Source organism: Pseudomonas sp. NFX183 (assembly GCF_047943075.1).
Classification (GTDB): Bacteria; Pseudomonadota; Gammaproteobacteria; order Pseudomonadales; family Pseudomonadaceae; genus Aquipseudomonas.
On sequence record NZ_CP181333.1, the window covers coordinates 2178593 to 2192902 of the forward strand.

At 58.9% G+C, this 14310-nt stretch carries 5 protein-coding genes and 1 pseudogene; 4 read left to right on the forward strand and 2 right to left on the reverse strand.

Features of this window, described 5'->3' with window-relative positions; all coding sequences use genetic code 11:
• Positions 1-261: 261 nt before the first annotated feature.
• The 4 genes and pseudogenes from ACM530_RS10040 to ACM530_RS10055 all read left to right on the forward strand — a co-directional run.
• Positions 262-998: pseudogene (locus tag ACM530_RS10040) on the forward strand (IS3 family transposase); the annotation flags it as partial.
• Between the two features lie 40 nt (positions 999-1038).
• A complete protein-coding gene (locus ACM530_RS10045) occupies positions 1039-2679 on the forward strand; it encodes a methyl-accepting chemotaxis protein (RefSeq protein WP_103696139.1) in 1641 nt (546 codons plus the stop codon).
• Between the two features lie 1535 nt (positions 2680-4214).
• The gene (locus ACM530_RS10050; protein WP_145158389.1) at positions 4215-4796 is read left to right on the forward strand and encodes a LemA family protein; all 582 of its coding nucleotides are present in this window, start codon (positions 4215-4217) and stop codon (positions 4794-4796) included.
• Positions 4793-5959: a hypothetical protein gene (locus tag ACM530_RS10055; RefSeq protein ID WP_416364696.1), complete on the forward strand. Its 1167-nt coding sequence runs from the start codon at positions 4793-4795 to the stop codon at positions 5957-5959. Before ACM530_RS10050 ends, ACM530_RS10055 begins: the two co-directional genes overlap by 4 nt.
• 227 nt (positions 5960-6186) lie before the next feature.
• Here the strand turns inward: ACM530_RS10055 and pbpC are convergent, their stop codons facing one another.
• Positions 6187-8484, reverse strand: coding sequence for a penicillin-binding protein 1C (gene pbpC, locus ACM530_RS10060; protein ID WP_416364697.1), 2298 nt, complete (start codon positions 8482-8484; stop codon positions 6187-6189).
• The gene (locus ACM530_RS10065; RefSeq protein ID WP_416364698.1) at positions 8465-14272 is read right to left on the reverse strand and encodes an MG2 domain-containing protein; all 5808 of its coding nucleotides are present in this window, start codon (positions 14270-14272) and stop codon (positions 8465-8467) included. Before ACM530_RS10065 ends, pbpC begins: the two co-directional genes overlap by 20 nt.
• Between the last annotated feature and the right edge of the window lie 38 nt (positions 14273-14310).

Consider the following 14310-nt stretch of genomic DNA (forward strand, 5'->3'; position numbering starts at 1 on the left):
CTTTCCTGAAGCCACTCAGCCGCTTCAAGTTTCCCGGTACCGCGTGGTAATTAAAGTACCCACTCACTACTCGGGTAAGCCATTGCCCTTGAACCTGGATGGGTTCATGACGCCGGTATTTCAACTCACTCCGGATAGCCAGCAGCGTCGCACGCATACGCTTTTTGTCTAATCAGAGCATATAGTTCATTTCGGGCTAGCCAATCACCGCTGGGCATCAGCCTTCGCTTTCCTCGCTCGACAATGCCGGCCTCCCTTTCACGAGCCCGAATGCAGGTGGGTGAAAAATACACCGAAGTGCGTCGTGCTATGGCAGACATCTTCGAGTGCAATAATCGCTGCTATGGCTACCGACGTATGAGGGCTTTGCTGAGTGGGCGGGCGTGCGTTCGTCAGAGAAGGTGGTGGAGCGCTCGATTAAGCAGGAGCGCCTGGTGGTCTCCAAGCCCAAACGGCCTCGATACGGTTCTTACCTCGGAGAGGTCAGTCCCGCGCCGGAGAATCTCGTCAACCGGGACTTCAAAGCTGTTGCTCCGAATGAGAAATGGCTGACTGACATCTCGGAGTTCCAGATCCGGGCCGGCAAGGTGTACCTGTCTCCAATCATCGACTGCTTCGATGGGAAGGTTATCAGTTGGTCGATCGGCACCCATCCCGACGCCGGGCTCTTCAACACGATGCTGGATGCCGCCGTTAAAACGGTGGCCGGCAACGATAAACGGCCTGTGGTTCACACTACCGATGGCCCGGCTGGCTATCCCGCATCGCTGATGCGAAGCTGATTCGGTAGATGTCGCGCAAGGGGTGCTCACCTGATAACGCGGCTTGTGAAGGCTTCTTAGGCCGGCTAAAGACGGAGCTGTTCTTCTCACAACTGGCAGTCAACGAGCATTGAGCAGTTCATTCAAGGCATGGACTCATACATTCGCTGGTACGACGAGAAACGCATCAAGATTTTCCAACAATCCCTCAAGTCTTCCGGGATCCGGCCGATATAAAGCTCCGTTTCAAATTTCTATAAACCCCTAAGAGAACTTTATGTCTTTGTTGGTAAATGTCAAGTTGAAATCTAAACTGCTGCTTGCTTTTGGTTTGTGCTCCCTTATCACCATAGCTGTGGCAGCACTGGGCCAGTCCGGCATCAGCAAGATGTACGGTCAACTACAAGAGACCGTTAGCACCAATTTGGTCTCGATTCAGAAGACCGATACGCTCAAGGCAAATGTGATTGCCACTAACCGGGACTTTTTCAAAGCCATCGTATTGACCGCTGCGAACGCCAGCGCCGCCGACGTCAATGCCGTCATCCAGTCGTATCGTGATAACAGATCCGATGCCGAGACTGCCTTCAGAATTTACCGTGAAACACCGCTACAAAATGACGAGCGAGTTGCTGTCGACAAATTCGAACGTGACTGGATGACCTACATTTCAGCCGTCGAGACCGGTTTTACTGCACTCACTCATGGTGACATTGACCAGGCTCGAAAAGTCGCCACAAGCAGCGTTGGACCTGCTTACCGTATCGCTGTGGATGAGATCAAGATCATGGTCGAATCAAATGCACGACAGGCTGCTGACGTAGTCACAACTGGCGATATCGCTAACAAACAGGTTACCTGGATACTTATCATAGGGTGCTTGGTCGCTGTAGTAGGTGCCGCAACACTCGGTATGGTTGTCACTAACATGATCATTCGTCCAATTCAGCGATCAGTTGAAGCTGCAGGGCGAGTTGCCAAAGGTGATTTGACACAGTCCATCGAAGTACGAGGTACCGACGAAACTGGACAGTTGCTACGGTCACTATCCCACATGCAGGACAATCTCAAAGACACAGTGCGGCAGATAGCAGATGCTTCGAATCAACTGGCGTCTGCAGCGGAAGAGCTCACGTCAGTGACTGAAGACAGTTCCCGTGATCTGGTGCGACAAAACGATGAAATTCAACAAGCTGCTACTGCAGTCAATGAAATGACTGCCGCAGTGGAAGAGGTGGCACGCAATGCAGTCAGCACTTCCCAGATTTCCACTCAGACGGCTGATAATGCGCTGAAAGGCCAGAAACAAGTGGCGCAGGCGGTGACGTCTATTAATACGGTGACAGTGGAAATTATCGATTCCACCCAGTCTGTCGAGGCATTGGCCGGACAGATTCACGGCATTACGAAGGCTCTGGACGTAATCCGTGGCATAGCTGAGCAGACCAATTTACTAGCTTTAAATGCTGCAATCGAAGCCGCACGGGCTGGTGAGCAGGGCCGTGGCTTTGCTGTCGTAGCCGACGAGGTACGCGCTTTGGCGCATCGTACACAGGTTTCGACAGGGGAGATCGAGATAATGATCAGTCAGGTGCGTAACAGCGCTGATGATGCGGTTCAGGCAATGGGAAAAAGCCGGAACCTTGTCAAAAGTACTCAAACACTCGCCGCTGAAGCTGGCCATGCCCTGGAGAGGATCAGTGAAGGCGTTGGTCAGATAAATGAGCGAAACTTGGTAATTGCAAGTGCGTCTGAAGAGCAGGCGCAAGTTGCCCGTGAGGTGGATAAAAACCTCGTCAACATTCATGATCTGTCGACGCAAACCGCATGTGGTGCAAATCAGACAAGCTCATCCAGTCATGAATTATCAAAATTAGCCATGTCGTTCAATACCTTAGTAGGGCATTTCAAGCTATAATCACCTTTCGCCCTGACCGTCATATCACTATGAAATACGGCGTGCCTAGGGACAGCTTAGAGGCTTGCAAATTCAGGGAGGCTACTGCCAGGACTTCCTCGGTTAGGTAAAGCGCCCAAGTACTTCACGTTCTTGGGCTTACCTAATTGTTAAGCGTCGCCCTGGTAGGACAATGCTCTCCGCTTGCTCTTTAAACAAATGTGATTAACCATTTTTATAAATATCCTGGCCTGCATTTCACATTTGCAATGTAACTCCTATTGTTGAGTTGATAATGGGAAGGGCCACCATTCCTTGCCACTATAAAATTAAAATATCTTACCGTTTTGCTTTATACAGATAACTAAAATGTCCTTCAAAACAAGTGGGTGCGCTCGATTAGAAATCTATATTGGGCGCCGTAGAACTAATTGCGGCCCACTATAAAAAATCTACAATTTTACAAGTGCTCATCCCGCACTTCGATCTAATGTATTTGGTCAGGCCTGACAGTGATCCAGTTTTTGTCGGCGGTCACCGCTATACCGTTTATAGCTTGGGCTTGGGCATTGTCCATTATTATCCGTCTATCTGAGTGCCGTACTCGGCGTTTCGGTCTATCCAAAGGCGTGCCCCCTTTTCGCGGAGCCCAGACTGGGGGGTGGCATAAGGCCATCACGCTCCGAAGTATTCCGATTACCCAAATAGATTTCTTCCACTGGTTTATGTAGGTGGTATCTCCGCAGACTTGCCTGCGTACCAAGGCATAAATGCCCAAAGATACCTACTCTCGGCATTCCGTCCAACGCAACCAGGCAGCCGACGTTACTCACCTAAAGATGACGGCATTGATTTCTCACAGCCTGGACTAAATGGCCAGTTGTTTCTATTGGAAGTGGGTAGAACCGCGAAAGGCACCGTTTCATGGATAGGCGCGGAGTTCGATGAAGAGGCCTGATGTGTTGCCGTTTATGCAGACTTGACCCAGCTGCCGAGATTTCCCTGACCCAAGCTTCTACTTCGTAAAGCGGTAGCAGGTCTGACTTTGGGTTAACTCCTTATGGGGCAACGCCAGGTCGGCAGATGGGTCAATTCTGCATCAGCGATAACAGGTGGGGGACATACTCACACCCCGCCTACCTCGACATGCCGTAATGAGTCGGCGTGCTGTGTGATGTGCGTTGCCAACGGTTCCAGCGCATCTCTTTACGAATTTCGCAACCCCAAAGGCCTCGTGACAATCTTTATTGTTTGCAATTGAGCCGTTTTTTTGGAGATTTTGAGTTTTGTGACAAATTTTATTTTTATGGAGCTAGCTTTGTAATGACCTACGGACCCCGGAATACGAGGGGCACTGTGACAATCTTTATTGTTTCATCACAATCACTTAAAAAACCCTCGGCAATCGAGGGTTTTTTATGGGCGAAAAACGTGTAGAAAACCGCCGAAGCAACCGGTCATCGGCGTTTATCGTTTTTGTGCGCCAATACCGCATACGCCTGTCAGGTTCCCCCTAGAATGCCTCCCTGTGGATAACTCAGCCAGGGATGCCTTCCATGAACATAGAACTGCTAATCGCCGGCATCGTCGTGCTGATCATTGTCGTGGGCGTGATCGGCTGGATGGTCGGGGTCTACAACGGCCTGGTCATGCGGCGTAACGATGTGGATAAGGCGTTCGCCAACATTGACGTGCTGCTCAAGCAACGGGCCGACCAGATCCCCGACCTGATGCGCGTGGTGCAGACCGCCATGAACCACGAGAACGCGCTGTTTACGCGGCTGAGCGACGCGCGTAACCAATACTTGAATGCCAGCAGCCTCAACGACAAGGTGGATGCGTCCAACCAGCTCAATGCCGCGCTCAAGTCGGTGATTGCGGTGGCAGAGAGTTATCCGGCGTTGATCTCCGGGCCGAACATGGTCGAATTGCAGCAGGCCATTTCGGCGGTGGAAGAGCGCATTGCCGACCGGCGTGAGTTCTTCAACGAGTCGGTCAACCTCTACAACATCGCCATCGCGGTGTTCCCCGACCTGTTCTTTGCGCGAATGCTCAGCTATCAGCGTATTCCGTTGCTGGCGATCAGCGCCGAAGAAACCCGCTACGAAGGCGTAAAGCTTGAGGTGCCGGGGGCATGAAAACCACCCAGGCAGGCGTCGTCGCGAAGAAACCCAAGTGGAAAACCGCGTTGGCGCTGGTGTTGCTCGCAGGCATCATCAGCTTGATTGCTTACGCACCGCACATTTTTATAGCGCTGTTTTTCCCCGTGGGCATTCTGGTCGGCCTGCTGCTCAGCTTCGGGCCCAACTTCTATAAAACCGAACAGCGGCTGGCCACCAGCCAGATTCGCTCGCTGGCGATGGGCCTGGTGGAAGTGCGCGGCAAAGTGATTGCCGACAAAACCCAGCTGTCGCCGGTGAATGGCAAGCCGTGTGTGGGCTATGTCTGGGTTGTCGAGGACGGCAAGAAAGACGACGACGGGCGATGGAGCTGGAGCCGGGTATCCGGCGAGGCGCGCTGCAATGACTTTCGCCTGCAGGATGCAACGGGTGAGATCCGCGTGATCGCCGAAGGCATTGATCTGTTCGGCAACAAGGCCCCCGACGACTACGAACTCGTCGGCAGTTCCCGACGCCAAGGCGAGACCCTGCTGGTCCAGGACTTGGACGTGATGCTGATTGGCGATGCTTGTGAGCGCGACGGCAAACCTGCGATTGCCCAAGGCAAACAGCGTAACGCGGTGTTCGGCCTGGCGCTGACCCAGGATGTAGAAAACACTCGCGTGCTGACGCCGCTGTGGCGTGCCGGTGGTTTCTATGCCGCCGTGGTCGGGATGATCGGCGTGGGCATCATGGCCATGACGCCCGCGCATTTTGCCCAACTGCATTTACCCGGTCCCGACACGTGTCAGCAAATGGCGCCACTGGGCCCCGTGTATCGGCTGCTGGCCTGGCTGTACCGCGAGGGCGGTTTCCCGATTCCGTTCATGGCGGCGTTTGGTTTTTTCCTGACGATCATCGTGGTGATGGTGGCGACCCAGCTGGTCCTGCCCAAGGGCATGCGCCTGGCGGTGGGTCGGGTGCTGGGTGCGTGGATGGGATTGGGCATGGTCATCGGCGGCGTGGTCACGCTGCTGCTGTTTGTGGCTCAGGTGGATACCTTGAAGCTGTTTCTGGTGTGGATGCTGATCCTGCTCGGCACATTGGTGTTTTCGATCTTCGAGCAACGCAAGCTGGGTGCGGCGTACAACCATTTTGCCAAGAGCGCAGGCAAAGCCAGTTTCGGCGATGAAGACGCCTGATCTAGAACAACTCTAAAAGGCTGCCAAAACCCTCTGTGGCGAGCGGGCTTGTCCCGCGTTGGGCTGCAAAGCAGCCCCAAAACCAGACGCTGAGTTTTATTAGGAACACCTCAGTGCCCTTATTGGGGCTGCTGCGCAGCCCAACGCGGGGCAAGCCCGCTCGCCACAACAAGCCCGCTCGCCACAACAAGCCTGCTCACCACATTACCCAGTCATGAGCGATGTGATCACGGCACAAACTCCACCTTCAACCCGCGGCTCGCACTGCGGCCCTGATCGTCACTCACGCGCAACCGATATTCGCCCGACTTGCCCGGCCGCCAGTTCAACGTGGTTTGCGGCGGGCCTTGGCCGATCAGCGTCTGGTCGGCAAACCAGTACAGCGTGGTTGCGTCGCTGGCCGCGTTGGCATTGAGCGGGATACTTTCCTGCGGCTGGGACAGTCGCAACTGGTAGCTCACCTGGGTCAGCGGCGAGCGAATCTGCGGCGCTTCGCTTTGGTCGCTGATGCGGTTGGGCTGGCAATTTTTCATTACATTAGGCGGCGTGCGCCGGGGCAGGCCGGCAGCACGATACAGGCGCTGCACATCGCTTGGCCAGAATTCGAAGACTTCTTCACGGGTGTATTGCGCATCGAATGGCGGGCACGCGGCCTTGCCAGTGCGGGTGTCGATCAACACCGGACGGTGCAGGTTCGACACACGAATCGGCGACACACCGGGGATGTACCAGGTCTTGCGGGTTTGCGGGCACCAGCGGTTGGGCAACTCACCGGAAGCGGCGCACACGTCGATGCGCACCAACCCGGCGGGTGGTTTGTCAGGTTTTATCACCACGTTGGGCAGCGCCAGCGGCAGGGCGTCAGCGATGCGAAAGAACAACGGCGCAGCGGTCTTGGCGCCGATAAACGCAGGGTTTGGTCGACCATCGAAGTTACCCACCCACACCACCAGCACGTACGGCCCGACCAGACCCGCGCTCCACGCATCGTGAAAACCCCACGAGGTGCCGGTTTTCCACGCGGTGCGCCAATGGCGGCTCGGCAAGCCATCCGGCCGTGGGTTGCGGCGCAACATATCGCGCACCATAAACGCGGCCTGCGGCGTGAGCAGTTGCGGCCCAGTGGATGGCGGCTGTTCCTGCAAATACCGTAACGGCCGCAGATGCCCGTCACCGGCCAGCATCACATACAGCCGCGCCAGCTCCTCGGGCGTCATCTCACCACCGCCGAGGGCCAGCGCCAGGCCGTAATGGCTTTCGCCGCGCAGGCCCTGGATGCCGGCGCGTTGTAGCAAACCATACAGCGAGGGTGATTTGACTTGGCTGGCCAGCCACACCGCCGGGATATTGCGACTACGGATCAAAGCATCCCGCGCTGTCAGCGGCCCGATAAAACTGCCGTCGAAATTTTCCGGCTGGAAGTAGCCAAAGTTGCTCGGCAAATCCTTGAGGATGCTCATGGGGTGGATCACACCCTGATCCAGCGCCAGCCCATACAGAAACGGCTTGAGGGTCGACCCCGGCGAGCGCCGCGCCAACACGCCGTTGACCTGCCCGTGAATGCTTGTGGATAAGTAATCCGCCGAGCCCACCAGTGCTTTTACGCTCTGGTCGCGGCTGTCGATCAGGATCGCTGTGGCGTTCTCCACGCCTGTGCTGCGCCGCTCGGCGATAAATCCGGTAATCAGGCGCTCGAGCAGTTGCTGAAGCGGCAGGTTGAGCGTGGTGTTCAACTCGTTGCCAGCCTGTGAAGCCAGCAACTGTTCGCTCAGGTGCGGCGCCAGAAACGGGATTTGCTGGCGGTTGCGCGCCTCCAGTGGCAAGTCCAGCAAGCTGTCGTTTCGTGGGTCGTGTGGATAAGTCTCGCGCCAGTCGGCCATCAAGCGCAGCCGCGCGTTTTGCAGCGAGGGCCCGAAGCGCGCGCGTCGCCCCGGTTGCTGGGGAATCACCGCCAGCGCCAGTGCTTCGGACAACGACAACTGTGCTGCCGATTTGCCAAAGTAAATGCGACTGGCCGCCTCGGCGCCTTCGATATTGCCGCCCATGGGCGCCAGATTCAGGTAGGCCTCGAGGATGTCGTGCTTGCTGTAGCGCGCCTCCAGCCACAACGCCAAGGCCATCTGCTGCAACTTGCCCGGCACTTGGCGGGTGTTCAAATCCCACAAGCGCCGCGCCAGTTGCATGCTCAAGGTCGAACCGCCCTGGCGTTGGCCGCCGCTGTAGGTGGCCATGGCCGCGCGCAGCAACGCCGGGGGATTGATCCCCGGGTGCCAATAAAAATTGCGGTCTTCCTTGAGCAGCAACGCCTCGACCAGTGACGGCGACATGCGCGCAAGCGGCAGCCACAACCGGTATTGGCCGTCATCCGCCAACGTCATGCGCAGCAGCGCGCCGTCGTCGGCCAACACCACCCGCGACGAGGTGACGGCCTGTTCCAGCGGGGCGTGCGGCCACAACCGCAAGCCCACCAGCACCACCGCCGCTGCCAGCAGCGGCGTCAGGCGTTTAAGGCTTGGTAATTTCAAGCTGGCCTACTTTGCCGCGCCCTTGCAGGGTGGTTTCGTACATCCCTTCGGCGTAGGCCGGTGGCGTGTTGAAGGTGCCGGCGTTGGTGGCGCGCACGCGGTAGACGAAAGTGCCCACATCGCGCAGCGCGGTGCCGTACAACACCACCCGATCATCGCGCACGTCCACGTAGTCCGGCTGCCAGTTGCTCAGTTCGGTTTCGCCGATAGGCGCCTGCCAGGCATCCGCTTCATCCCCGTCGGCGGTTTCCACGTACTCCGAATCGTCGCCTTCACTTTCATCGGTGCTGGCGGTTTCCGGCTCCGGCGGCAAGTTATACACAGGCTCGACGCCGCCGGGCAGCAGGTCGACCACGGCCACTTGTTGCACTTGGTCGCGGTCGGTCGCACGCAGGCGCAGACGCACCAGGAACTCATCGCCCACCGCCACTTTGCTCACCGGCTCGCCTTTGAGGTCGAGGTATTCGTGGATGATTTCCAGGCCATTGTTGATCGGCTTGAGCTTGGCGCCCTTGTCGAAACCGGCCTCGCTGAGCATGTAGAACGCGGCCGGGCCCTCGGTTTTTTCCATCACCAGTTTTTGCGTGGCACCCGGTACGGCGGCGCGTGGCGGCTGACCGGCCATTTCCAGCAGTTGCTGCTGCTTGTCGCCCAGCCAGGCGGTGGCTTTGAGGGTCATGTCGCTTTGCGCGCGCTGGCCATAGTTGTCCAGGGCACGCAGCAGCAGAGCGGCCGACAGCGAGTTGTAGCGTTGCTCGTTGAGACGCTTGCCGAGCTTATCCAGCAAGGCTGCTGGTACATCGTCCAGCAACTCAGGGAAGTGGCGTGCCAGCAGGTGCAGGTGTTCGGCGTCGTGCACCAGCGGGTCGTAATACAGGCCGTCGCTGTCCCACTTATCCACAAGGGAGCGCCATGGGATTTTGCGGAACAGCGTATCGGCCTGGCGGTCCTGCTTGAGCAGCTTGTAGCTGGCGGCCAGGTACGCGGCGCCCAAGTCGTTCTGCCAGGTGTCTTTGAAGTAACTCTCGTAGCGCTCGCGGATATCGCTCAAGGCGCCGCTCACCAGAATTCCCTGACGGCTCAGCAGGTAACTGGCGTAGGCGCGGTTGCGCAATTCCGACAGCCCTTCGCTCGGGCCGTTGGCCAGGTCTGTCAGATAAGCATTGGCGCGCACCAGCAAATCTTCCGGCACCGGCAGCCCACGCTCCTTGGCTTCGATCAGGAAGTCGGTGGCGTACAGGCTGGCATAAGGCGCCACATCCGGGTTGGCGGCCCACAAACCGAAGCCGCCGGCCTGGTTCTGGCGCTGGCGCAACATACGCACTGCGCTGGTGAACGCTTGCTCGGCTTCTGGCGCGGTGCCGCCCCAGATCAACGCCGGCATGGCCTTGGACACCAATTGCTCGGTGCAGGCATAGCCATAGTCATCCAGGTAATGCTTGAGGCCGTTGGCCCACACCAGCGGCGATGCCGCCACGCCCAGTTGCACGTCGCGCAGCTGGCTGAACAGCTCGCGCGTTGGCTTGAGCTCTTTGCTGGCGCTGTCGAAACGACCCAGGCTCAGGGCCACGCGATGTTCGCTCAGTGGGCGGATCGAGGTGGTTTCTGCTACCTGGATGCGTTTGCCGTCTGGCAGCACGGCGATAAAGCGCAGGTCCGCCGAACCGAGGGTTTCGCCGACCTTGATCTTGAACTCGGCGGTGCCTTCCTTGCGCGGTTGCAATGACAAGGTGCTGCCTTTGTCGCCCTGCACGGTGAGGCCGTCGCTGGTCTGCACTTCAAACTTCACATCGGCCGCCGCGTCGAGGTTGCTGAACACGCCAGCGCTCACGTTGAACACATCCCCCGGCGCGACAAAAGCCGGTACGTTCGGTGTGATCACGATCGGCCCACGCACCTCGGTGTTGGCCTCGCTCACACCGACGCTGTCGGCATCCACCGCCACCGCAAACAGGTGCAGCTTGCCGTTGAAGCTGTCCGGCACCTGGTAATGCAGCACGGTTTCACCGGCCGGCAGGTCCACCAGCCCGGACCACCACGCCACCGGCGGCTGATGTTTACGCTTGAACGGGTTGAGGTGGTTGGCCAGGGCGCCTTCCGTATCGCCACCGGGCGCCGCCCCACTGAGCAAGCGGCTGAATTCAGGCAGGATCAGGTCAAGAATCTGACTGGTGCCGACCTCCAGTGCGCGCTTCTGGAAGAAGAAACCCAACGGGTCTGGCGTCTGGTAGCGCGCCACTTGCAGAATGCCTTCGTCCACCGCGTAGACCACCGCGCGGCCTGGGCGGTCGGCGGTGACCTTGATGTCCAGGGTTTGCCCCGGTTCGATCTTAGCCGGGCCTTCCACCTTCAGCGCCATGCGCCGCGCATCGAGGTTGATGCTGAACGGCACCACGCCGTAGGACAGCGGGCTCATATAAACCTCGGACGAGCCAATGTCGCGCACAAACTGCACGTTGACGTAGGCATTGCCCTCAAGGCCTGCAGGCACGCGGATATGTTGCACGCTGTTGGTGCTGTCGGCCTTGAACCATTGCTGGGTGTAAACCTTGTCGCGCTCGATGGTGATCAAACCCGCGCCGGTGTACGGCGCGCGGATGCTGATCGCAATCTCATCGCCGGTGGCGTAGCTGCGTTTATCCAGGCGCAGCTGCAACTCGGCGTTACGCTCCAGGGAGCGCGACGTGTTGCCACGTCCGGCCACGCTGTAGTCGATCTGGTTGAGCAGGTTGCCGTTGGCATCCTTGAGTTGCAGGGTGAAATCGCCCGGCGTGCCGGTGTTCAGGGTCTGCTTGGCGCCGTCCTTGGTCATCGTCAATGGCGAGGCGGGCTGGCTGATGTTCTTGATGCGCGACTCGTACTTGTAGGTGCCATTGGACTGTTTCACCAGCACCGACACATAACGGTGCTCGACCACTTCACTGGTCAGGCCGTCCACCGCCAATGGCGTGAGGTCCGGCGCGACGGCCAGCCACTGCACCTGACGCGGGGCGTCCTTGGCGACGTACGACAGCGAATCCTGACTTTTCACACCCACCAGATACGGCGCGGACGACACCAGCAGCGCACTTTGCGCCGCCACATTACGCCCACCTTCAGCCTCGAACACCTGGGTCATGACCTGCAGGCGATAGGTGCTGTTGGCGAAGCGTTGCAGGTTAAGGTCGAGCACGGCCTGGCCGTTGTCGTCGACGGTGGTTTCGGCGAGGTCTTCGGTGCTGGCGTCTTCCAACGAGTTGTTGAGGCGGAAGCGGTAATCGGGATAACGGTCGAAGGCCGCAAGCGTCGGGCTCAAGGACATCTTCGCCGTCACCCGGCGGCCGGCTGCCGGAGCGCCGAACAAGTGCATTGCAGTGACTTTGGCCACCACCTGGTCCGGTGGAATCCAGCCCAATACGGGCGTGTCGTGCAGGCTCAGGCTGACCTTCATGCGGTCCGGCTCGAAATCGCGGACTTTGAAGCTGACACTGCCCAGGTCGGTGCGGGTGTTTTTCTCGCCAATCAACTGCAAGGTCGCGGTGTAATCACCTGCGGGGGCGACTTCGCTGCTGGGGAAATCAAAGGTTTCAAAACCGCTGGTGGACAGCTTCAGGGGTTGGCGAATCACTTCCAGGCCGCGCGGGTCGGTGATTTGCAGCTCCACCGGCAGGCCTTGCAGGGCGCCTTTCCAGTTGCCGCTGCGCACGATCATGCCCAAGTGCGCGGTCTCGCCAGGGCGATACAGGCCGCGGTCGGTAAACAGGTAGGCGCTGAGGCGATCAATTGCGCCGTCTTCTTCCAAACCGCCTACATCAAAGCGCGACAAATCCAGCTGCTGCGACTGGCGGGCAATCGGCAGGAAGGACTGGTCATTGCCGCGAGTAACTACATACATCAGTGGCGTTTTCTCACGGCGCAGTTCATCCAGCTTGGCGAAATGCGCATGGCCTTCGGTGTCGGTGCGGCCACTGCTAACCGGCAGGCCGTTGCGACCAATGATGTCGACCTGTGCGTCGGCCACCGGCGACCCATTGCCGATCGACTGCACGTACACATCATGGCTGCCGTCGCTGGAACGCTTGGCGATGATGCCCAGGTCAGTCACCACGATAAAGCGCAGGTCGCTGGTACTGCTGCGGTCGTACTCGAACGTACGTTCTGCGGGGTCATCCTGAGGGCTGAGCTTGAGCACGAAAATGCCACGACGCCCGCCGTTGGCGGTGAGGTAATGGCTCAGGTCAACGTTGTCGTAGACGGTTTTTGCCGGGTCATTGGACGACAGCGGAATATCCAGCGACTGACGCTCCACCATGCGGTCGAAGTATTCATTGCCGAAGTTCGGCCGGGCAAAGCTGCCGCTGCTCTGGTCCACCAGGTGTTGCAACTGGTTGGGCAGCAGGCGGGCGATTTCCACGTGGGCGCCGGGTACGCCACGGGCCATGAAGCCCAGGCGTTTTTCGCCGTTGAGGCTCAGCAGCGCGCCGTTGGACAGGAACTGCAGCGTGCGCGGATACGCCGGCATGCTGATCAACGAGGCCGTAGGGTTTTTCGCCAGATAGCCGCCGATGGCTTCCAGGTTGGCGGGCACGCGCACATACAGCGCGCGACCGGCCGGGGCCTTGAACTTGAACGCGTGCAAGGTGTTCAGCGGCTCGACGCTGGGCACATGGGTCAGGGCGACCTTGGTGCTGCGGGCGAGCAGGGCGTCGTCGATGTCGTTGCTGGTATAGGGGCGGGTGTCGTCCTGGGCTTTTTCCGGCAGCAGCCACGCCTGGACCTTACGGGCAATGGTGTCATCGGCGACGGCGCTGGAGCTGCTGAACATCAGCACCGGTTCCGGTTCACCGCGTTCATTGTCGACAAAGCTGACTTCGGCGCCGGTGAAGGTCAGGCGATAACGGCCGGGCACGGTGACTTCCGACACCAGCGGCGCGGTGCTGGCGTTGCCGCCGTCACGGGCCTTGATGCCTTCGTCGAGCCTGGCGCTGACCGGCGTGCTTTCCAGTGGCGTGGCGAGGGCGGCGGAGCGTACGTAGGCGTTGAGCTTGTTGTCGTCGAAGGTGATTTCCGGGCGGTTGGGCAACTGCGCGTCGCGGTAGGCCAGGCCTTTGCCGAGGGTCACAGACACGCGCTTGCGCAGGTTGTCTTCATCCACCGGGTGGGAAAAGTGGAAGGTCGCGACCAGCTGTTTCAGCGTCGGGTTGGACGGGTCTTGATACAGCTCGTTTTGTGCCAGGGTGGCGCGGAATGGCTGGGTGGAAAACTGGCTGCTGTACTGGTTGAGCAACACGCCGTCGGCCAGGAGGTTTTTCTTCGCCAGGTCCAGCGTGTAGTGGGCGTCTACTGGCCAGTCTTTTTCTGGCACGAACAGTAAAGTGCGGTCATCGGACCAGCGCCAGGCGCCTGCCACGGTGGGTTTGAGGGTGATGCCCTCAGTCACCGGTTTGCCAATCGCCGCCAAGGGGGCCACGGACTCGGCGAAACGCACCTGCAAGTTATCCACCACCGGCGGTTGCTGGGTGTAATCCGTCAGGTTCGGCTTGTGCAACGAATAACCAACGGTGTGCGGCTGCGGCAGGTTTGAATACCAGTGCCAGCCGTAGAACCCGGCGCCAGCCACTAACACCAGGCCCAACACGCCGGCGCCGGCCTGGCGCGGATAGGCGCGAGCGTTGCGGCCCAGGTTCGCAAGGCCTCGGCCGATGGCGCGCAGCCAGAAAGGCGGCTGCCATTGGCCGAACAGGGCACTCACCACCGTGGGTAACAGGCCGAGAAAACGGCGGCTGATCGCTTTCAACGCATCGAACATGGTGAGCATCCCTGGCTAAGTGCGGCGTATCTTACACG